Below are 21,133 nucleotides of genomic sequence, written 5' to 3' on the forward strand. Positions count from 1 at the left end.
CACTTGTCTGACAATCCGCATCGATGAGGAGCACTGTGCCGACGACGCTCGCCGACCCCCTGGACCCGACCATCCTCGGAGCCGCCACCACGGTCCACTCCCGGTCCATCGACCGGTTCTCCCGCGCCCATGACGCCTCCCACTACCTGCTCATCCCCGACGCGGTGCTCTCCCCCGGCGATGCGCCCGGCGTGGCCCGCGTGTTCGAGGCGGTGCGCGCCGCCGGGCGCACGCTGACCTTCCGCTCCGGGGGCACGAGCCTGTCGGGCCAGGGCGTCAGCGACGACATCCTCGTCGACACCCGCAGCCACTTCCGCACGATCCACGTCGAGGACGACGGCATGATCGTCCGGGTCGGCCCCGGGGCCACCGTACGGCAGGTGAACACCCGTCTCGCGAGGTACGGGCGCAAGCTCGGGCCCGATCCCGCGAGCGAGATCGCCTGCACCATCGGCGGCGTGATCGCGAACAACTCCAGCGGGATGGCGTGCGGCATCACCGAGAACTCGTACCGGACGGTCGCCTCGCTCGTGCTCGTCCTTCCGAGCGGCACGATCATCGACACCGGGCTGCCCGATGCCGAGGACCGTCTCCGAGACGCCGAGCCGGAACTCGCGGCCGGGCTCCTGCGCTTGCGCGATCGCCTGCGCTCGTCACCGGAGCAGGCGGAGTTCGTCCGGCGGCAGTTCTCCATGAAGAACACGATGGGCTACGGCATCAACGCCCTGCTCGACTTCGACGATCCCGTGCGCATCCTCGAGCATCTCGTGATCGGCTCCGAGGGCACGTTGGCGTTCGTGGCCGAGGCCCGCTTCCGCACGGTCCCCGTGCAGCCGGCGATCGCGACCGGGCTGCTCGTGTTCGAGACCCTGTCCGACGCGATGGCGGCGCTGCCCGACCTGGCCGCCCTGGGCCTCGCCACGATCGAGCTCCTCGATGCCGCGTCGCTGCGCGTGGCGCAGGGACTCGGCGACGTGCCCGCGAGCATCGCCGCCATCGAGGTGGAGGGCCACGCCGCCCTCCTCGTCGAGGTGCATGCGGAGGATGCCGTCGCCCTCGCCGACCGCAGCGACGCGGTCCTGAGCCACCTGCGCACGCTCCCCCTCGCGGCCGACGCGAGCCTGACGACCGACGCTCGCGAACGCGCCGCCCTGTGGCACGTGCGCAAGGGCCTCTACACCGCCGTCGCCGGCGCGCGCCCCTCCGGCACGACCGCGCTCCTGGAGGACATCGTCGTGCCGGTCGACCGGCTGCTCACCACGTGCGAGCAGCTCATCGAGCTCTTCGCGCGGCACGGCTACGAGGGCTCCGTGATCTTCGGGCACGCGAAGGACGGCAACGTCCACTTCCTGCTCAACGAGCGGTTCGACGACCCCGAGAGCGTCGCCCGCTACCGCCGCTTCACCGACGACATGGTCGAGCTGGTGCTCGGACAGGGCGGTTCGCTCAAGGCCGAGCACGGGACGGGGCGCATCATGGCGCCGTTCGTGCGTCGCCAGTACGGCGACGAGCTCACCGAGCTGATGTGGGAGATCAAGCGCCTCCTCGATCCGGCCGGCATCCTCAATCCCGGCGTCGTGCTCTCCGACGACCCCGACTCGTACCTGCGCGACCTCAAGCGCGTGCCGACCGTCGAGAAGGAGGTCGACCGCTGCGTGGAGTGCGGGTACTGCGAGCCGACGTGCCCGAGCAAGGACCTCACCCTCACCCCGCGCCAGCGAATCGTGCTGCGTCGTGACATGGCCTGGGCCGAGGAGCAGGGCGACACCGTGCTGCTCGACGAGCTGCGCCGCGACTACGACTACGACGGCGTGCAGACGTGCGCGGTCGACGGCATGTGCGGTGTGGCGTGCCCCGTCGACATCAACACCGGCGACCTCGTGCGCCGCCTGCGGGCAGAGCAGTCCTCCGCTCTGGAGGACGTCGCCTGGGATGCGGCGGCCAAGGGGTGGGGCGCTGTCACGCGCGTCGGGGGCGTCGCGCTCACCGTCGCCTCGGCGCTGCCTGCTCCTCTCGTCACGGGGGCGACGCAGGTCGGGCGAGCCCTCCTCGGCGCCGACACGGTGCCGCGGTACGACCGGGACCTGCCCCGGGGCGGCACGAGGCCGCCCGCACCGCGGCGCCCCGCCGACGCCCGCGCCGTCTTCTTCGGCGCCTGCATCGGCACCATGTTCGGGCCGGAGGAGCACGGCGAGGGCTCGCGGGACGCGGTTCTCGCCCTGCTCGAGCGGGCCGGCATCCCCGTCGTCATCCCCGAGGACGCGGGCGGCCTGTGCTGCGGCACGCCGTGGAAGTCGAAGGGGCATCTCCGCGGGTACGACCGCATGACCGAGCGCGTGCTGGCCTCGCTCTGGGAGGCCAGCCGCTCCGGCGAGCTCCCGGTCGTCTGCGACGCGGCATCCTGCACCGAGGGGCTGCACACGATGCTGGCGAAGTCGCTCGCCGAGTACCCCGAGTACGCCGGCCTCGTGATCGAGGACGCCACGACCTTCATCGCCCGGGAGGTCCTGCCCCTCGTGCGGGTGACCGCGAAGCTCGACAGCGTGGCGGTGCACCCCACCTGCTCGACCACCGCGCTCGGCGCCACCGGAGCGCTGACCGAGATCGCCCACGCCGTGGCGCGGGACGTCTACGTGCCCGACGGGTGGGGGTGCTGCGCCTTCGCCGGAGACCGCGGCATGCTGCATCCCGAGCTCACCGCCAGCGCCACCGCCGTCGAATCCGCCGAGGTCGCCGCCGCAGGCGCGGCGCGGGGCGGCTTCGACGCCTTCGTCTCGGCCAACCGCACCTGCGAGATCGGTATGAGCCGCGCCGCCGGGCGCCCCTATCGCCACGTCGTCGAAGTGCTCGAGGAGCTCACGCGCGGCTGAGCCGCCCGGGACGACGGAACGGGCGCCCCGATCGGGGCGCCCGTTCTGTGGATCAGCGGATCAGCGCGCAGCGCTGCCGTCGATCCCCGCCGCGAAGCGGCCAGACCAGCACTGTCCTCCGAGGATCACATCGCCGTCAGCGCGCAGCGCTGCCGTCGATCCTCGCCGCGAAGCGGCCAGACCAGCACTGTCCTCCGAGGATTACATCGCCGTCAGCGCGCAGCGCTGCCGTCGATGTAGTCCTCGTCCTGCTGCTTCCAGGCGAAGAGCGAACGCAGCTCCTTGCCGGTCACCTCGATCGGGTGCTGCTCCTCCTTGGCGCGCAGCGCGAGGAACTCCTCGGCACCGTTGTCCTGGTCGTCGATGAAGCGCTTGGCGAAGGCGCCGGACTGGATGTCGGCGAGCACGCCCTTCATGCTCTCCTTGACGCGCTCGTCGATGACGCGCGGGCCCGAGACGTAGTCGCCGAACTCGGCGGTGTCGGAGATCGACCAGCGCTGCTTCGCGATGCCGCCCTCCCACATCAGGTCGACGATGAGCTTCAGCTCGTGCAGCACCTCGAAGTAGGCGATCTGCGGCTGGTAGCCCGCCTCGGTGAGGGTCTCGAAACCGGCCTGCACCAGGTGGCTCACCCCGCCGCAGAGCACTGCCTGCTCGCCGAAGAGGTCGGTCTCGGTCTCCTCGGTGAACGTGGTCTTGATGACGCCGGCACGGGTGCCGCCGATGGCCTTCGCGTACGACAGCGCGAGGTCCCACGCCGAGCCCGAGGCGTCGCGCTCGACGGCGATGATGTCGGGGATGCCGCGGCCGGCGACGAACTCGCGACGCACCGTGTGGCCGGGGGCCTTGGGCGCGACGAGGATGACGTCGACGCCCTCGGGCGCGTCGATGTAGCCGAAGCGGATGTTGAAGCCGTGCGCGAAGGCGAGGGTCTTGCCCGCGGTCAGGTTCGGTGCGATCGACTCGCTGTAGATGGTGCGCTGGTGCTGGTCCGGCGCCAGGATCATGATGACGTCGGCCCAGGCGGTGGCGTCGGCCACGGTCTTGACCGGGAATCCGGCCTCCTCGGCCTTCGCCGCCGACTTCGAGCCCTCCTTGAGGGCGATGGCGACCTCGACGCCCGAGTCGCGCAGATTCTGCGCGTGGGCGTGACCCTGCGAGCCGTAGCCGACGATCGCGACCTTCTTGCCCTGGATGAGGGACAGGTCGGCGTCGGCGTCGTAGAAGATCTCGGTGCTCACTGTGTGTTTCTCCTTGTTCGTGGCGGTTCTGCTCGCCCTGCGCGTCGTCCGACGTCAGGGCTGGTCGGTGGGGATGGTGGGTCAGCCGCGCAGGACGCGCTCGGTGATGCTCTTGCCCCCGCGGCCGATGGCGAGGAGGCCGGACTGCGCGATCTCCTTGATGCCGAACGGCTCGAGGGCGCGGAGCATCGCGTCGACCTTGCCCTTGTCACCGGTCACCTCGATCACGAGCGCGTCGGCGGCGTAGTCGACGACTGCGGCGCGGAAGAGGTTCACGACCTCGATCACGTTCGATCGCGTGGTGTTGTCGGTGCGCACCTTCACGAGCATGTGCTCGCGCTGCACGGAGGTGGCGAAGTCGAGCTCGACGATCTTGATCACGTTGATCAGCTTGTTGAGCTGCTTGGTGACCTGCTCGAGCGGGAGCTCGTCGACATCCACGACCACGGTGATGCGCGAGATGCCGGGCACCTCGGTCACGCCGACCGCGAGGGAGTGGATGTTGAAGCCGCGGCGGGCGAAGAGCCCGGCGACGCGCGTGAGGAGACCGGGGGTGTCCTCGACCAGGAGGCTCAGCACGTGGGTCGACATGGTCAGTCCTCCTCGTCGAAAGCGGGCGCGTGGTCGCGGGCGTACTGGACATAGCTGTTGCTGACGCCCTGCGGCACCATCGGCCACACCATGGAGTCGGCGCTGACGACGAAGTCGATCACGACGGGACGGTCGTTCGTCTCGAGTGCGAGCTGGATCGCCGCATCCACCTCCTCCTCCTTCTCGACGCGGATGGCGAGGCAGCCGTACGCCTCCGCCAGCTTCACGAAGTCGGGGATGCGGATCGTGCCGTGACCGGTGTTGAGGTCGGTGTGGGAGTGGCGGCCGTCGTAGAACAGCGTCTGCCACTGGCGCACCATGCCCAGCGAGGAGTTGTTGATGATCGCGACCTTGATCGGGATGTTGTTGATCGCGCAGGTGGCGAGCTCCTGATTGGTCATCTGGAAGCATCCGTCGCCGTCGATCGCCCACACGTGGCGGTCGGGTTCGGCGACCTTCGCCCCCATCGCGGCCGGGACCGAGTAGCCCATGGTGCCGGCGCCTCCGGAGTTCAGCCAGGCGTTCGGACGCTCGTACTTGATGAACTGCGCGGCCCACATCTGGTGCTGGCCCACGCCCGAGGCGAACACGCCCTCGGGACCGGTCAGCTCGCCGATGCGCTGGATGACGTGCTGCGGAGCCAGGAGCCCGTCGGTCGTGGGCGCGAATCCGAGCGGGAACTCCGTGCGCAGACCGTCGAGGTACGACCACCACTCGTCCGTGTCGGGCTTCGTGCCCCCGGTCGCGCCGCGGAACGCCGCCGCCAGATCGATGAGCACGTCGCGCACGTCGCCGACGATCGGCACGTCCGCCGTGCGGATCTTGGAGATCTCGGCCGGGTCGATGTCGACATGGACCACCTTGGCGTGCGGCGCGAAGAGCGCGGCCTTGCCGGTGACACGGTCGTCGAAGCGCGCGCCGAGCGAGATGAGCAGGTCGGCCTCCTGCAGCGCGAGCACCGCCGGCACCGTGCCGTGCATGCCCGGCATGCCCAGGTGCTGCGGGTGCGAGTCGGGGAACGCCCCGCGCGCCATGAGGGTCGTGACCACGGGAGCGCCGGTCGCCTCGGCGAGCTCGACCAGCTCGGCGGACGCACGGCCGCGGATCACGCCGCCGCCGACGTACAGCACCGGCTTCTTGGCCTCGGCGAGAAGCGCAGCCGCCGCCTGGATCTGCTTGCCGTGCGCCTTCGTCACCGGACGGTAGCCCGGGAGGTCGATCCGGGGCGGCCAGACGAACGGGGCGCTCGCCTGCTGCGCGTCCTTCGTGATGTCGACGAGCACGGGCCCGGGGCGCCCGGTGGAGGCGATCTCGTAGGCCGCCGCGATCGCGCCGGGGATGTCGGCGGGGTCCTTCACGAGGAACGAGTGCTTGGTGATCGGCATCGTGATCCCCACGATGTCGGCCTCCTGGAACGCGTCGGTGCCCATCAGGGTCGAGAACACCTGCCCGGTGATGGCGAGCAGCGGGACGGAGTCCATGTAGGCGTCGGCGATGGCCGTGACGAGGTTCGTCGCGCCGGGACCCGAGGTCGCGATGCACACGCCGACCTTGCCCGATGCCGAGGCGTACCCCTCGGCGGCGTGCCCGGCTCCCTGCTCGTGACGCACCAGGATGTGGCGCAGCTGCGACGCGTCCATCAGCGGGTCGTAGACGGGCAGGATGGCGCCGCCGGGCAGACCGAAGACGTCGGTCACGCCGAGCAGCTCGAGCGAGCGGACGACCGCCTCCGCACCGGTCAGTTCGGGCGCGTCGGAGGGACGGGCGGGCGGCCTCGGCACGGCCGAGACGGAGTCAGCAGTCATGGCTTTCCTTCGGGTGGTCTGGGGGGCAGCGGATGCCGGCGCCGGGGCAGCCGAGCCTCGGGACTGTCGCATCAGCCTGTCGTCGCGCCTTCGGCGGCGGACCGCACGAGACGCGAGTACTTGGCAAGAACGCCACGGGTATAGCGCGGGGGAAGCGGCTCCCAGCCAGAGCGGCGGGAGGCGAGCTCCGCCTCGTCGACGAGTAGGTCGAGAGAGCGAGCTGCGATATCGACCCGTATCAGATCACCATCGCGCACGAAGGCGATGGGACCTGCGTCCACCGCTTCGGGTGCTATGTGGCCGATGCACAGGCCGGTTGTGCCGCCTGAGAATCGTCCGTCCGTCAACAGTAGTACATCTTTTCCGAGTCCCGCGCCCTTGATGGCCGCCGTGATGGCGAGCATCTCGCGCATGCCGGGGCCGCCCTTCGGACCCTCGTAGCGGATGACGATCACGTCGCCCGCCTCGATCTCCCCCGCGGCAAGGGCGTCCATGGCGCCGCGCTCGCGCTCGAAGACGCGGGCGGGGCCCTCGAACACATCGGCGTCGAAGCCGGCGGACTTCACCACGGCTCCCTCGGGCGCCAGGGACCCGTGGAGGATCGTGATGCCGCCGGATGCGTGGATCGGGTTGTCGAAGGTGTGGATCACGTCTCCGTCGACCGGGTCCGGGGCGAGCTCGCGGAGGTTCTCGGCGACCGTCTTGCCGGTGACCGTGAGAGCGTCGCCGTGGATCAGGCCCTCGTCGAGCATGGCCTTCATGATTACGGGGATGCCGCCGTGCCGGTCGACGTCGTTCATGACGTACTTGCCGAACGGCTTCATGTCGGCGACGTGCGGCGTCCGGCTGCCGATGCGGTTGAAGTCGTGGAGGGTCAGGTCGATCTCGGCCTCCCGCGCGATCGCGAGCAGGTGCAGCACGACGTTGGTCGAGCCGCCGAGCGCCATCGCCAGGGCGATCGCGTTCTCGAACGACTCCTTGGTGAGGATGTCCTTCGTCGTGATGCCCTGGCGGAGGAGGTTCACGACGGCCTCGCCCGAGCGGTGCGCGAAGTAGTCGCGGCGGCGGTCGGCGGAGGGCGGCGCGGCCGAGCCCGGAAGGCTGAGCCCGAGAGCCTCCGCCACCGACGCCATCGTGTTGGCCGTGTACATGCCGCCGCAGGCGCCCTCTCCGGGCGCGAAGGCGCACTCGATGCGCTTGAGGTCCTCCTCGCTCATCCGGCCGGCGCGACACGCGCCGACGCCCTCGAAGGAGTCGATGATCGTGATGTCTTTCTCGGTGCCGTCCGAGAGCTTCACCCACCCCGGAGCGATCGAGCCCGCGTAGAGGAAGACGCTCGAGAGGCCGAGGCGCGCGCTGGCCATGAGCATGCCGGGGATGGACTTGTCGCAGCCGGCCAGAAGGACCGTGCCGTCGAGGCGCTCGGCCATGATGACGGTCTCGACCGAGTCGGCGATGACCTCGCGCGAGACGAGCGAGAAGTGCATCCCCTCGTGCCCCATGGAGATGCCGTCGGAGACCGAGATGGTGCCGAACTGCAGCGGGTAGCCGCCGCCCGAGTGCACGCCCTCCTTCGCTCCCTGGGCGAGCCGGTCCAGGCTCAGGTTGCAGGGGGTGATCTCGTTCCAGCTGGATGCGATCCCGATCTGGGGCTTCTCCCAGTCGGCATCCCCCATTCCGACCGCGCGGAGCATGCCGCGGGAGGTGGTGGCCTCGATGCCGTCAGTGACGACGCGGCTGCGGGGCTTGATGTCGATGGACGCGCTGGCGGGATCGTGCGAGGACATGGGGGAAGTCTATTCCCGCGACGCCGAACGCTCATCCGCGAGGGCCTGCAGGAGCAGGGCGATCTGCTGCGGGTCCTCGACGCGCAGCGCCGCCGCGCTCTCCCCCGGACCGACACGCACGCCGAGGTCGCCGGGCTGCAGCACCCGCATCGCGTCCTCGTCGGTCACGTCGTCTCCGGCGAAGAGGATGCCGGTCGCGTCGAACCGCTCGCGCAGTGCGCCCATGGCGGCGTCCTTGCCCTCGGCCCGCGAGGAGAACTCCAGCACCCGGTGACCCGACCGGCGGCGCCAGTGCGGGAAGCGGTCGGCGACCAGAGCATCGATCTCGGCGAAGACCTGCTTCTCGGTCTCCGGATCGGCACGGCGGGTGTGCACGCCCATCCCGAAGGTCTTGGGCTCGAACTCCGCACCCTCGTAGCGGGCGATGATCGGCTTGGCCGCCGCCCAGAGCTCTTCGCGGGCACCTTCCTCGGTCGGATCGCCCGTCGCCGCGGCATCCCCTTCGCCCGGGTACCAGAACTGCGCGCCGTGGGAGCCGGCGAGCGCGATCGGCGAGTCGTCGGTGTGCTCGGTGATGACCCGGAGGTCGTGCATGCTGCGCCCCGAGACGTAGGCGACGACCGTCTCCGGGAGGGCGGCGAGACGGTCGATCTGCACCGCGACCTCGGGGAGCGCGCGGGCGGCCATGGGGTCGGCGACCAGCGGCGAGGCGGTTCCGTCGAAGTCGAGGGCGACGACGAGGCGGTCGGTACGCGCGAGGGCGCTGAGGTCGGCGTCGGGGGCTCCGGGAGTCCAGGGGCGCGTCATGGTTTCGGTGTCTTCCGTTCGAGGGCGGGCGGGATCAGCGGGTGCGGGCCTCGGCGAGCGCCGCGAGGAACGACGACGACCAGGCGTTCACGTCGTTCTCGAGCACACGGCGTCGAAGGGCGCGCATGCGTCGGCCCTGCTCGGCCGGGGGCATCTCGATGGCCGACATGATGGCGTCCTTGAGCCCGTCGATGTCGTGCGGGTTCACGCGCACCGCCTGCCGCAGCTCGTCGGCCGCGCCGGTGAACTCGCTGAGCACGAGAACGCCGCGGTTGTCCGCACGGGTGGCGACGTACTCCTTGGCGACGAGGTTCATGCCGTCGCGGAGCGCGGTCACGAGCATCACGTCCGCCGCGAGGTAGAGCGCGACCATCTCCTCGCGCGGGAAGCCCTGGTGCAGGTAGCGGATGGCGCTGTGGTCCATCGTGTCGTGGTCGCCGTTGATGCGGGCGACGAGGAGCTCGATCTCGTCGCGAAGGTGCACATAGGCGTCGACGCGCTCGCGGCTGGGGCTCGCGACCTGCACGAGCGTGACGTCCTCGACGGAGAGCCGCCCGTCCTCCAGCAGCTCGCCGTAGGCCTTGATGCGGTGACGGATGCCCTTGGTGTAGTCCAGGCGGTCGACGCCGAGCAGGATGCGCCGGGGGTTGCCCAGGCTGGCGCGGATCTCCGCCGCGCGCGCCTGGATCTCGGGACGCGCGGCGAGCTCGAGATAAGGCTCGGTGTCGATGGAGATCGGGAACGCACGGGCGACCGCGACGCGGCTCTCGCCCTCGTCTCCGGGGACGATGATCGCGGCCCCCTTCACCTCGTAGCGCAGGCGACGACGCACCGCCGTGAGGAAGTACGTCGCGTCCTGCGCCCGCTGGAAGCCGATCACGTCCGCGCCGAGCAGGCCGCGCAGCACCTGGTCCCGCCAGGGCAGCTGCGCGTACAGGCCGTGCGCCGGGAACGGGATGTGGTGGAAGTACCCGATGGTCAGGTCGGGGCGCAGGTCGCGCAGCATCTGCGGCACCAGCTGCAGCTGGTAGTCGTGCACCCACACGGTGCCGTCCGGGGCGGCCGCGTCGGCGGCGGCTTCGGCGAACCGCCGGTTCACCCGCAGGTAGGCCTCCCACCATTCGCGGTGGAACTGGGGCGGCGCGATGACGTCGTGGTAGAGCGGCCAGATCGTGTCGTTGGCGAAGCCCTCGTAGTAGTCCGCCACCTCGTCGGCGCTGAGCCGCACGGGGATCAGGCGGATGCCGGTGGCCTCGAAGGGCTCGAGGTCGACGTCCGGCTGGCCGACCCACCCGACCCACGCGCCCTCCTCCCGACGCATCATCGGCTCGAGGGCGGCGACGAGGCCGCCGGGCGACGTGCGCCAGATCTCCTCCCCGTCGGGCCCTTCGACCCGGTCCACGGGCAGACGGTTGGCGACGACGACGAAATCTGCAGCGGCCAAGGTGGCTCCTCACAACTGGGGGTCCCCCCAGGCTATCGAGGAAACCGGTGCTGCCGGGCCCGGTGCCCCTCGTGATCAGGCGCGCTCCGGTGCCCTCCGGCTGAGGAACGCGTTGGCCGCGCCCGCGGTGAAGGCCACGGCGGCGGCGATCAACGGCAGCACCAGCGCTGCAGACGTCCCCACGCCCTCGGCGAGCTCCCCGGCGACCGCGGCCCCCAGGGACTGCCCGACGACGATCCCGGAGCCGAGCATCGTCATGACGGTCGCCGAGCGTCCCAACGGACTGCGGGAGGCCGCGAAGCTGTACTGCGTGACGAGGGTCGGACCGATGCCGACGCCCATGATCGCCAGCGCGACCATCATCATCCCCGGGGAGTCGACCGCTCCCAGGAGCGACGTGCCCAGGAGCAGGATGCCGGAGAACGCGAGCCAGCGGGCGCGCAACGAGAACCTCGCCGGCAGCCACGCGACGCCGAGGGCGAGGATCGCGGAGCCCACCCCCATGACCCCGTAGAGGAGCCCGGCCTCCTCCGGGGCGCCGCGATCGGCCATGAAGGAGGTGAGCGAGGTGAGCATGGTGCCGAAGAACATGCCCACGCCCAGGATGCCGACGACCACGATCAGCAGCTGCGGTCGGAACAGCTCTGCGACGGACGAGGGCGCTCTCCCGTCCTCGTCGCGGGTCACCGACAGGTAGCGGGCGCTGGGGTGCAGGGCGAAGGCGCCCACGAAGACCACCGTGAGAACGGCCGCCCCGACGAGCGGAGCCCACGGGGCGATCGCCGACGCCAGGACTCCGACCAGGAACGGCCCGAAGACGAACACGGTCTCATCGGCCGCCGACTCGTACGCCATGGTGCCGGAGAGAGTGCGGCGCCGGCGTTCCTCCGGCATCCGCTCCGCGATCATCGTGACCAGTCGCGAGCGGGACAACGGCGACACCTGGGGCGCCGTCGCACCGATTCCGACGGCCGACAGCAACACCAGCGCGTCGACTGCTCCCCCGTACACGACCGCCGTGAACACGAGCAGCATGGCGCCGTTGCCGACGGCGAGCGCGAGCAGCACCCGGCGCTGACCGAACCGGTCGGCCGCCGCCCCGAGGAGCGGCCCGAAGCAGGCGGTGCCCAGTCCCACGGCGGCGGAGGTCAGCCCTCCGAGGGACAACGAGCCGCGGGCCGACACGACGACGGTGAGGACGCCGACGACCATCATCGCGAACGGCAGGCGCGCGATGAAGGCGATCAGGAAGTACGGGAGTCCGGCGAGGCGCAGAAGGCTCGCGTCGGTCGGGGTGTGTGTCTGGGTCATGGCTCTCGCGCGCCCGGGGACGCGGTGTCGGGTGCCGCCGCTGTCCGTCGGGATCCGACGGCCGGTAGATACACGGTGATGCGGCCGCGGACCTGCCGCGACTCCCCCATGATACCGTCGCCGGCTGCGGGTCGCCGGAGCGCCCGGTCCTGCCAGCGCGCGCGACGCCTGTCAATCCCCCGTCTCCCGCGCCCGCGCCGCGCTACCGTAGGGGCATGCGCTATCTGTTCGGCACAGGCCTGTTCGGTGCGATCACCACCGCCGTCTCGCTCCTCCGCGGCTCGCGTGCGACGCCCTTCACCTGGAGGGCGGTGCTCGCCTGGGTCAGCTGGGCGATCACGTTCGCTCTGGCGATCGGCGCGGTCATCGACACGCGCCGCTTCGACCGCGGCGACGCCGTGGCGCTCGACTCGCCCCTCGCTCCGGCTCAGGCGAAGCGCGCCCACCGCGACGACAAGGCGGCTGCCAAGGCGGCGCAGCGCAAGAAGAAGGAGAAGAGCGCGCGCTGATCAGCGGGTGAGGATGAGGGCCTCGCCCTGACCGCCTCCGCCGCACAGGCCCACCGCGGCCACGCCGCTCCCCCGACGCGCGAGCTCCTGCGCGACGTGCACCACCAGCCGGTTCCCCGACGCGCCGATCGGGTGCCCGATCGCGATCCCTCCGCCGTGGATGTTGACGACGGCCTCGTCGAGTCCGAGCTCCTTCTGCGAGCGCGCGACCACGGCCCCGAACGCCTCGTTGATCTCCACGAGATCGAGGTCGGCCGGAGTGATCCCCTGCTTCTCGCACGCCCGCTCGATCGCCCGGGCCGGCTGAGCCTGGAGCGAGTTGTCGGGCCCGGCCGTCTGTCCGCTCGCCCCGACGGTCACCAGGATCGGCCACCCCTTCTCGGTGGCCAGCGCACGGGTGGTGACGATCACGGCCGACGCCCCGTCCGAGATCTGCGACGAGTTGCCCGCCGTGATGGTCCCGCCGTCCGCGAAGGCGGCGCGAAGCCTCGCGAGCGTCTCCACGGTCGTGTCGGGCCGCACGCCTTCGTCGGCGGTCACGAGGATCGGCTCGCCTCGCCGCTGGGGCACCGGTACGGCAACGATCTCCGCGTCGAAGACGCCGCTCTGCTGGGCGGCGGCGGCGCGCTGGTGCGACAGCGCCGCCACGGCATCCTGCGCTTCCCTGGTCAGCTCGTAGCGGGCGTTGTGACGCTCCGTGGACGCCCCCATGCTCTCTTTGTCGTGCGCGTCGGTGAGCCCGTCGTGGGCCATGTGGTCGAGCACCGCGACGCTGCCGTAGGTCCATCCGTCCCGAGAGCCCATGAGCAGGTGGGGCGCCCTCGTCATCGACTCCATTCCCGCAGCCACGACGACCTCGGCGTCGCCGGTGCGGATCATCCGGGCCGCGTCGATCACGGCGGTGAGGCCCGAGAGGCACACCTTGTTCACCGAGTGCGCCGGCACGTCCCAGCCGATGCCGGCACCGATGGCCGCCTGCCGTGCGGCGTTCTGCCCTGATCCGGCGGCGAGCACCTGCCCCACGATCACCGCGTCGACGTCGGCAGGGTCGACGGATGCCTGCGCCAGCGCTCCGCGGATGGCGGCCGCCCCGAGCTCCGGCGCCGTGAGGGCGGCCAGCCGACCCTTCAGCCGGCCCTGCGGGGTGCGTGCGGCGGCGACGATGACGATGTCGGAGTCCATGGTCCTGTCCTTCTTCAGTCGGCGAGCGCGTCGGAGACGACGAGCGGGGGTTCGGTGGCGGCGATGATCTGGTCGATGGTGACACCGGGAGCCGTCTCGACCAGCACCAGTCCTGCCGCGGTCACATCGATGACGGCCAGGTCGGTGATGATGCGGTCGACGACGCCCCGGCCCGTGAGCGGGAGGGAGCAGGCGTCGACGATCTTCGGGGACCCGTCCTTGGCGACGTGCTCCATCAGCACGATCACGCGCGCGGCGCCGTGCACGAGGTCCATCGCCCCGCCCGGTCCTTTGACCATCTTGCCCGGGATCATCCAGTTCGCCAGGTCGCCCGTCGCCGACACCTGCATGGCGCCGAGGATGGCGGCGTCGATCTTGCCCCCGCGGATCATGCCGAAACTCGTCGCGGAGTCGAAGAAGGCAGCGCCGGGCAGCACCGTGACCGTCTCCTTCCCCGCGTTGATGAGGTCGGGATCGACCGCGTCCTCGCGGGGGTACGGGCCGACGCCGAGGATGCCGTTCTCGGACTGCAGCACGACGGTGACGCCGCTCGGCACGTGATTGGGGACGAGCGTGGGAAGGCCGATGCCCAGGTTCACGTAGGCGCCGTCCTCGAGCTCGGCGGCCGCGCGGGCCGCCATCTCGTCGCGGGTGAGTGGCACGTCAGGCTCCTTCCGCGGCGACCGTGCGCCGTTCGATCCGCTTGGGGATGTCCGGGCCGACGTCCACGATGCGCTGCACGTAGACACCGGGCAGGTGGATGCGGTCGGGATCGAGTTCGCCGGGGTCGACGAGGTGCTCGACCTGCGCGATGCAGACCCGGCCGGCCATCGCGGCCAGCGGGTTGAAGTTGCGAGCGGCCTTGGTGAAGATGAGGTTCCCGTGCCGGTCCCCGGCGAACGCGTGCACGAGTGCGAAGTCGGTGGTGATGGCCTCCTCCAGCACGTACTCCCGCACCGTGCCGTCCGGGGCGAAGGTACGGACGTCCTTGGCCGGCGAGGCGACGGCGACGCTGCCGTCGTCGGCATAGCGCCGGGGCAGACCTCCGTCGGCGACCTGCGTGCCCACGCCCGTCTGGGTGTAGAAGGCCGCGATCCCCGAACCGCCGGCGCGGAGCTTCTCGGCGAGGGTCCCCTGCGGGGTCAGCTCGAGCTCGAGCTCGCCGCTGAGGAACTGGCGCTCGAACTCCTTGTTCTCGCCGACGTACGACGAGGTCATCTTGCGGATGCGGTGCGCCGCGAGCAGCACCCCGAGCCCCCAGTCGTCGACGCCGCAGTTGTTGCTCACGACGCTCAATCCGGAGGTCCCCTGGGCGAGCAGCGCCTCGATCAGGGCGATCGGGTTGCCGGACAGCCCGAAGCCGCCGACGGCCAAGGAGGCGCCGTCGGGGATGTCCGCCACGGCCTGGGCCGCGGACGGCCACTGCTTGTCGATCACGCGCACTCCTTCGGACGGGTCTCGATGTCCACTCTGACCCCCGGGGTCGGCGTGGACCAGCGGATGCTTGCGATGTGGACGGATCGGGGTCTAGCGTCCACATCATGGAACCGGCAGCATCCGTACCCGGCACGCAGGCAGTGGCACGGGCCGCACGGCTGCTGCGCCTGGTCACGGGAGGCGGGAGCGAGGGCCTCCCCCTTCAGGAGCTGGCGCGGCGCGCCGAGCTGTCCCGTCCCACGGCGCACCGCCTGCTCAGCGCCCTCCGCGCCGAGGGGCTCGTCGACCAGGACCACGACACCGCCCGGTGGATGCCGGGACCGGAGCTGTATCTGCTCGGAACGGCGGCCGCCGCGCGCTACGACGTGACCACGCTGGCGCGGGACATCGTGCGCTCGCTGGCCGTGCGCACCGAGGAGAGCGCCTTCCTCTCCGTGCGCCGCGCGGACGAGACGGTCTGCTTACTGCGGGAGGAGGGGTCGTTCCCCATCCGGTCCTTCGTCCTCAGCGAAGGCGTCCGCTTTCCGCTCGGAGTCGCCAGCGCCGGTCTCGCGATCCTCGCCTTCCTGCCCGACCACGATGTGGATGCCTATCTCGAACGGCATCCGGAGTTGGAGCACGCCTGGGGGCGCCCGCATGCCGAGGCGCCCCTGCGCGCGCGCCTGGCGGAGACGAAGGAGCGCGGCTACGCGATCAACCCCGGCCTGATCGTGGAGGGCAGCTGGGGCATCGGCGCGGCGGTCTTCGATCGCGAGGGTCGCCCGGAGTGGGCGCTCAGCCTGACCGGGGTCGAGTTCCGCTTCGGACCCGATCGGATGCGCGAGTTGGGGCGCGTGCTCCTGGCGCATGCGCACCAGCTGTCCGCGCGCATCGCGGGGCAGCGGCACTGATCCGCATCCGATACATACCAACCGATATATACTTGTCGGTATGAATCGCGCTGAGATCATCCCCTCGATCGTGCTCTCCGGGTACGCCCTGGGCCGCATCGCCGCGCAGGATGCCGGCAACGAGGCGCCCGCCGCGCAATGGCGGGTGCTGAACCTGCTCGAGCAGCAGGGCGGCACCCGCGTCGGCGCCCTCGCCGCCGCCGCTCGCACCACTCAGCCCGGCATGACGCGGCTCCTCGGCACGCTCGAGCGGGACGACCTCATCGTGCGGGAGCAGGATCCCGCCGACTCCCGCGCCGTGGTGGTCCGCATCACGGAGCGCGGGTCGGCGGCCCTCGCAGCCTGGCGCGCCGAGTTCCGCGAGGTGCTGGCACCCCGCTTCGCCGACCTCGACACGGAGGAATGGAAGACCCTCGAACGCGCCGCCGCGATCCTCGCCGCGCACACCGCGCTCGCAGACCGAAAGGGAGAACACGAATGACCACGTCCGCGACCACCTCCGTGTGGAAGCAGCCCGCGCAGGTATGGGCGGTCGCCTTCGCCTGCGTCGTCGCCTTCATGGGGATCGGCCTGGTGGATCCGATCCTCCCGGCGATCGCCGAGTCGCTGCAGGCATCGCCCGTCGAAACCGAGCTGCTGTTCACCAGCTACCTCCTCGTGACCGGGCTCGCCATGCTCATCACGAGCTGGGTGTCGAGCCGCATCGGCGCCAAGGCGACGCTGCTCGTGGGCCTCGCGTTGATCGTGGTGTTCTCGCTGCTGTGCGCCGTCAGCGGCAGCGTCGACGCCGTGATCGGCTTCCGCGCGGGATGGGGTCTGGGCAACGCGCTGTTCATCTCGACGGCGCTCGCGACCATCGTCGGCGCCGCGTCCGGCGGATCCGGTGCGGCGATCATCCTCTACGAAGCCGCTTTGGGTCTCGGCATCGCCGTCGGTCCGCTCCTCGGCGGCATCCTGGGCGAACTGAGCTGGCGCGGCCCGTTCTTCGGAGTGGTCGCCCTGATGGCGATCGCGTTCATCGCCGTCTCGGTCCTGCTCCGCGGCCCGAGCGAGAAGCGCGTGCCGGTGCCGTTCTCCGCGCCCTTCCACGCACTGCGCCGGCCGGCGCTCGCCGTGCTCGCCGTCGCCGCCCTGTTCTACAACATCGGCTTCTTCGTGCTGCTGGCCTTCTCGCCCTTCCCGCTCGGCTTCGGCGCGATGGGCATCGGGTTCACGTTCTTCGGGTGGGGCGTCGCCCTCGCCGTGACCAGCGTCTGGGTCGCGCCGCTCCTGATGCGCCGCCTCCCGCGCACGCGCATCATCGTGACCGTGCTGCCGCTGCTGGCGCTCGACCTCGTCGCCGCCGGCATCGTGAGCGGGAATCAGGCGGGCCTGGTCGTGTGCATCGTGATCGGCGGTCTGCTGCTGGGCATCATGAACACCGTGCTCACCGAGGCGGTCATGGAGGCGACGGACCTCCCCCGCTCGGTCGCCTCCTCGGCGTACTCGGCGGTGCGGTTCCTCGGCGGTGCCATGGCCCCGCCCCTGGCCGCGCTGCTCTGGCACGCCTTCACCGCGGCGGTGCCGTACTACTTCGCCGCCGCCTCGGTGCTGCTGGCTGCCCTGACCGTGCTCCTCGGCCGCCGCGCCCTGGCGCATGTGGACGCGGACGCCGCAGACGCCACCGAAGACGCCGAGGCGATCCTCCTGGGCGACGCCGGCTGATCCGATCGGGGCGACACTCCCGCAGTGCCGCCCCGATTTCGCCCGGCGCCGATCGGCTGGTAATGTAATTCCTCGGTCGGGGTCATCCCGGGCCACGCACCTCTAGCTCAATCGGCAGAGCAACTGACTCTTAATCAGTGGGTTCAGGGTTCAAGTCCCTGGGGGTGCACGGATAAGCCTCGGAATCTCTCGCCGGATTCCGGGGCTTTTTCGCTTCCTCTGACCGCCGGCGCGCGAGGAGCAGGGAGATGCGGCGACATCGAAAGTCGGGCATCGTCGAGGCGGCGGCTACGCTGAGACGGTGACCGCCTCCCTCCCCTCCGACCTCCGCAGCGACCTCGCACTGGCGCTGCGTCTGGCCGACGTCGCCGACGCGCAGTCCCTGCCGCGGTTCGACGCCGCCGACCTCGAGGTGTCGACCAAGGCCGATCGCTCCCACGTCACAGACGCCGACCTGGCGACCGAGCGGGCGATCCGCGAAGCGCTCGCCACCGAGCGCCCGTCGGACGGGATCTTCGGCGAGGAGTTCGGCGCACAGGGAGACGCCCGTCGTCAGTGGATCATCGATCCCATCGACGGCACGGCGAACTTCCTGCGGGGCGTGCCGCTGTGGGGAACGATGATCTCCCTCGCCGTCGACGGCGACCCGCAGGTGGGCGTGGTGAGCATGCCGGCGCTCGGTCGTCGCTGGTGGGCGGCGACCGGAGACGGCGCCTGGACGGCATCCGACACGGGTCCCCGTCGCCTGACGACGTCCTCCGTGGCCTCCCTGGAGGAGGCGAGCGTGAGCTTCCAGAGCATCGCCCAATGGGCGGATGCCGGGCACACGGAGCAGCTGCTGACGCTGTCGGAGCGCGTGTGGCGCGACCGTGCCTACGGAGACGTCTTCGCCTACATGATGCTGGCCGAGGGCCGACTCGAGATGGTGGCCGAGTTCGACGTCAAGGAGTACGACATCGCGGCGGCCGTGCCGATCGTGCGGGAGGCCGGGGGACGGATGACGTCGTTCGACGGCGACGACACGATCTCGGCCCGCTCGACCTTGGCCACCAACGGCATCCTCCACGAGGCCTTCCTGACTCTGCTCCACCCCGCATCGATATCGAGGCCGACATGAATCCCCGCATCGCATCCGCCGCCGCCGGCGCAGTCCTGCTGCTGCTCGGGCTGACGGCGTGCGCAGCGTCTCCCGAGGCGGCGCCCACTCCCCGGCCGACGGCGTCGGCAGCCGCGCCGAAGCCGAGCGCAGCGCCCGCCGCCACGCCCACGCCGCAGGCCCCGGCCGCCGAACCGAGCTGCGAGGCGATGATCTCCGCCGGCACCGTCGACGCGCTGACGAATGCCGGATGGACCGCCGAGCCGAAGGAGTTCGTGATCGGCGACGTCACCCTCACGGAGGGGCTCCTGTGCTTCTGGGCCGACTACGCGGTCGCCTCCGATCACGGCCAGCTGTACGGCTGGTCGCAGATCAGCCCCACGGACGCCGCCGACGCCCAAGCCAGTCTGATCGCCGGCGGGTGGATGCGCGAGGATGCGCCGGAGGGCGTGTACGTCACCGAGGATCCGCAGTACTCCATGGGCACGGATGAGGACGGGTACGGAATGACCTACCTGTTCGGGGACGGCTGGGTGAAGTTCGCCGACACGAAGCAGGGGCTCATCCTCATCGAGTGGACGCCGTGACGTCCCACAGGCGCGCCGCGAACTCCTTCGCCTCCCCCAGGCGATGCGCGTCTCCGTCGATCGCCTGCTGCGAGATCGCACCCTCCACCAGGAGGTAGATGTGATCGGCGAGGGCCGCGGCGTCGTCGCGCTCCTCCCGGATGAGCTCCTCGAGCCGATCCCGCACACGACGCTTGTGCGCCACGATCACGCGGAAGCCGGGGTGTGTCGGAGGGAGCTCCGCCGCCGCGTTGAGGAACGCGCACCCGCGGCCGGACGGATCGGCGTCCTCTCGGTACGCGTCGAACACGGTGAGGGCGCGCCGTTCGGTGGTGCTGTCGAGCCGGTCCTCCCACCGTGCCCACCACGACGCATCGCGTCGCTGCAGATAGGCCACGATCAGCGCGTCCTTGGAGCCGAAGCGGTCGTACAGGGTGCGCTTCGTGACGCCCGATTCCGCAGCCACCGTGTCGACGCCGACCGCCTGCAGTCCGCGTTCGTAGAACAGGCGGGATGCCGTGTCGAGGATGCGCCGGGCTCCGGGCGTCAGCTCAGGGGGTTTCAGGATCGACATCACACCTCCGCTCGACTTCACCGATCAGTGTACTAGCCTGGGGATCCCATACTTTACAGATCGGTGAGATCGAGGAGGACGTCGATGAGGCACGCGAACCTCTCCCCCGCGCGTCGGGCGGTGAGCCTGAGCGCGGCCGGGATCGCGTTGATCGCGGTCTCGTACGGTCTCGCGCGGTTCGCGTACGGGCTTTTCGCCCCGTCCTTCCGCTCGGCGTTCGACCTCGATTCCGCCGCGACGGGCGCGATCGCCTCGGAGAGCTATCTCGCCTACTGCGCAGGGGTCGCGGTCGCGACCTTCGCCACGCCGCGCCTCGGCGCCCGCGCGGTCGCCGTCGGCGCCGGGCTGGCCGCCACCCTGGGGACCGCCCTGATCGGCCTCGCGCCCGACGTCGCTTTGCTGGCTGTCGGCGTGATCGTGGCCGGCACCAGCACCGGCATCGCCTCGCCGCCCCTCGCGCATGCCGTGTCGCACGGCGTCGCGCCCCGCTACCGCGACCGGACGCAGACCGTCATCAACGCCGGCACCGGCCTCGGGGTCATGGTGTCGGGACCCGTCGCGCTGCTCTTCGCGGATCAGTGGCGGACGGCCTGGCTGGCGTTCTCCCTCCTGGCCGCCCTCGCCACGATCTGGGTCGCGTGCGCCGTGCCCGCTGCCCGCGTGCGAGCAGTCCCCTCTCCCCGGCCGGGCCGGACGGGTCGGATGCCGCGGCGTGGAGCAGGGCGGCTGGGCGCGGCAGCCGCACTGGCGGGTGCGGGAAGCGCGGCGATGTGGACCTTCGGGCAGGACCTCCTGACCGAGTCGACCGGCGGCGTCCTCGCCACCGTCGCATGGATCGTGTTGGGCGCCTGCGGGCTGCTGGGTGCCGCCGCCGGAGACCTCGTGCGCCGATGGGGCCTCGCGACGACCTGGGCGGTCCTCGTGCTCCTGATGGCCGCGAGCACGGCGCTCATCGCGGTCGCACCAGGGATCCCGGCCCTGGCCCTCCTCACCTCCGCCGTCTTCGGCGCCGTCTACATCGCGGCGACGGGCGTGCTCCTCCTGTGGAGCGTCGACGTGTTCGACGACGCACCCGCCCGCGGAGTCGGCACCGCCTTCCTCCTCCTCGCGCTCGGACAGGCCGCCGCGGCACCCGCCTGGGGACTCGTCGCCGATGCCGCGGGCACGCCGGTCGCATTCTTCGCGGCGGCGGCGGTGGGGCTGGTGTCTCTCGTGATGCGGCCGTCACAGAGCTCCGAGCGGCGGACCGTTCCGCGCTCCGGACGAGGCGCCCTCGCGGGAACGGCCCCTGAAGACGACCCCGGGTGAGCCGGTGTCGG

At 71.1% G+C, this 21,133-nt stretch carries 19 protein-coding genes and 1 tRNA gene; 9 read left to right on the top strand and 11 right to left on the bottom strand.

What is annotated here, in order from left to right:
- The first annotated feature begins 23 nt into the window (after positions 1-23).
- Positions 24-2,870, top strand: a complete 2,847-nt coding sequence (locus AB3M82_RS01755) for an FAD-binding and (Fe-S)-binding domain-containing protein (protein WP_412955242.1) — start codon at positions 24-26, stop codon at positions 2,868-2,870.
- Between the two features lie 212 nt (positions 2,871-3,082).
- On the opposite strand, the gene ilvC is transcribed toward AB3M82_RS01755, so the two are convergent.
- From ilvC to AB3M82_RS01790, 7 genes are all read right to left on the bottom strand, one after another.
- Complete coding sequence (gene ilvC / locus AB3M82_RS01760; protein WP_412955244.1) at positions 3,083-4,111, bottom strand: ketol-acid reductoisomerase; 1,029 nt, start codon at positions 4,109-4,111, stop codon at positions 3,083-3,085.
- 81 nt (positions 4,112-4,192) lie between these two features.
- A complete protein-coding gene (gene ilvN, locus AB3M82_RS01765; protein ID WP_314647099.1) occupies positions 4,193-4,702 on the bottom strand; it encodes an acetolactate synthase small subunit in 510 nt (169 codons plus the stop codon).
- Positions 4,703-4,704: 2 nt separating this feature from the next.
- A complete protein-coding gene (locus tag AB3M82_RS01770; protein WP_412955247.1) occupies positions 4,705-6,507 on the bottom strand; it encodes an acetolactate synthase large subunit in 1,803 nt (600 codons plus the stop codon).
- Positions 6,508-6,578: 71 nt separating this feature from the next.
- Positions 6,579-8,294, bottom strand: a complete 1,716-nt coding sequence (gene ilvD, locus AB3M82_RS01775; RefSeq protein WP_412955248.1) for a dihydroxy-acid dehydratase — start codon at positions 8,292-8,294, stop codon at positions 6,579-6,581.
- Positions 8,295-8,303: 9 nt separating this feature from the next.
- A complete protein-coding gene (otsB, locus tag AB3M82_RS01780) occupies positions 8,304-9,101 on the bottom strand; it encodes a trehalose-phosphatase (protein WP_412955249.1) in 798 nt (265 codons plus the stop codon).
- A gap of 34 nt (positions 9,102-9,135) precedes the next feature.
- Positions 9,136-10,545, bottom strand: a complete 1,410-nt coding sequence (locus tag AB3M82_RS01785) for an alpha,alpha-trehalose-phosphate synthase (UDP-forming) (protein ID WP_412955251.1) — start codon at positions 10,543-10,545, stop codon at positions 9,136-9,138.
- Between the two features lie 75 nt (positions 10,546-10,620).
- Complete coding sequence (locus AB3M82_RS01790) at positions 10,621-11,856, bottom strand: MFS transporter (RefSeq protein ID WP_412955253.1); 1,236 nt, start codon at positions 11,854-11,856, stop codon at positions 10,621-10,623.
- Between the two features lie 215 nt (positions 11,857-12,071).
- On the opposite strand from AB3M82_RS01790, the gene AB3M82_RS01795 reads away from it, so the two are divergent.
- On the top strand, positions 12,072-12,365 hold the full coding sequence (locus AB3M82_RS01795) for a hypothetical protein (RefSeq protein WP_412955255.1): 294 nt from the start codon (positions 12,072-12,074) through the stop codon (positions 12,363-12,365).
- Here AB3M82_RS01795 and AB3M82_RS01800 read toward each other — a convergent pair whose 3' ends face one another.
- Genes AB3M82_RS01800 through AB3M82_RS01810 form a run of 3 tightly spaced genes read right to left on the bottom strand, consistent with a single transcriptional unit; the run spans position 12,366 to position 14,984 of the window.
- Positions 12,366-13,547 carry an acetyl-CoA C-acetyltransferase gene (locus AB3M82_RS01800; protein ID WP_412955257.1) on the bottom strand — a complete coding sequence of 394 codons (1,182 nt, stop codon included), beginning with the start codon at positions 13,545-13,547 and terminating at the stop codon, positions 12,366-12,368.
- A 14-nt stretch (positions 13,548-13,561) separates the two neighbouring features.
- Complete coding sequence (locus AB3M82_RS01805; protein WP_412955259.1) at positions 13,562-14,209, bottom strand: 3-oxoacid CoA-transferase subunit B; 648 nt, start codon at positions 14,207-14,209, stop codon at positions 13,562-13,564.
- Between the two features lies 1 nt (position 14,210).
- The gene (locus tag AB3M82_RS01810) at positions 14,211-14,984 is read right to left on the bottom strand and encodes a CoA transferase subunit A (RefSeq protein WP_412955260.1); all 774 of its coding nucleotides are present in this window, start codon (positions 14,982-14,984) and stop codon (positions 14,211-14,213) included.
- A gap of 104 nt (positions 14,985-15,088) precedes the next feature.
- Here AB3M82_RS01810 and AB3M82_RS01815 point away from each other — a divergent pair, with 104 nt between their 5' ends.
- From AB3M82_RS01815 to AB3M82_RS01840, 6 genes are all read left to right on the top strand, one after another.
- Positions 15,089-15,874, top strand: coding sequence for an IclR family transcriptional regulator (locus AB3M82_RS01815; protein ID WP_412955261.1), 786 nt, complete (start codon positions 15,089-15,091; stop codon positions 15,872-15,874).
- A 40-nt stretch (positions 15,875-15,914) separates the two neighbouring features.
- Positions 15,915-16,355, top strand: coding sequence for a MarR family winged helix-turn-helix transcriptional regulator (locus AB3M82_RS01820; RefSeq protein WP_412955263.1), 441 nt, complete (start codon positions 15,915-15,917; stop codon positions 16,353-16,355).
- A complete protein-coding gene (locus AB3M82_RS01825; protein ID WP_412955264.1) occupies positions 16,352-17,578 on the top strand; it encodes an MFS transporter in 1,227 nt (408 codons plus the stop codon). Before AB3M82_RS01820 ends, AB3M82_RS01825 begins: the two co-directional genes overlap by 4 nt.
- Before the next feature lie 96 nt (positions 17,579-17,674).
- Positions 17,675-17,747 (top strand) — tRNA-Lys (locus tag AB3M82_RS01830).
- Between the two features lie 132 nt (positions 17,748-17,879).
- Positions 17,880-18,695, top strand: a complete 816-nt coding sequence (locus tag AB3M82_RS01835) for an inositol monophosphatase family protein (protein ID WP_412955266.1) — start codon at positions 17,880-17,882, stop codon at positions 18,693-18,695.
- Positions 18,692-19,261: a hypothetical protein gene (locus AB3M82_RS01840; protein ID WP_412955268.1), complete on the top strand. Its 570-nt coding sequence runs from the start codon at positions 18,692-18,694 to the stop codon at positions 19,259-19,261. Before AB3M82_RS01835 ends, AB3M82_RS01840 begins: the two co-directional genes overlap by 4 nt.
- Here the strand turns inward: AB3M82_RS01840 and AB3M82_RS01845 are convergent.
- Positions 19,242-19,814: a TetR/AcrR family transcriptional regulator gene (locus AB3M82_RS01845; RefSeq protein ID WP_412955270.1), complete on the bottom strand. Its 573-nt coding sequence runs from the start codon at positions 19,812-19,814 to the stop codon at positions 19,242-19,244. The genes AB3M82_RS01840 and AB3M82_RS01845 overlap by 20 nt on opposite strands.
- Positions 19,815-19,898: 84 nt before the next feature.
- On the opposite strand from AB3M82_RS01845, the gene AB3M82_RS01850 reads away from it, so the two are divergent.
- Positions 19,899-21,122, top strand: a complete 1,224-nt coding sequence (locus AB3M82_RS01850; protein ID WP_412955272.1) for an MFS transporter — start codon at positions 19,899-19,901, stop codon at positions 21,120-21,122.
- Positions 21,123-21,133: the final 11 nt, after the last annotated feature.

This window comes from Microbacterium californiense (assembly GCF_047246625.1).
Taxonomy (GTDB): Bacteria; Actinomycetota; Actinomycetes; order Actinomycetales; family Microbacteriaceae; genus Microbacterium.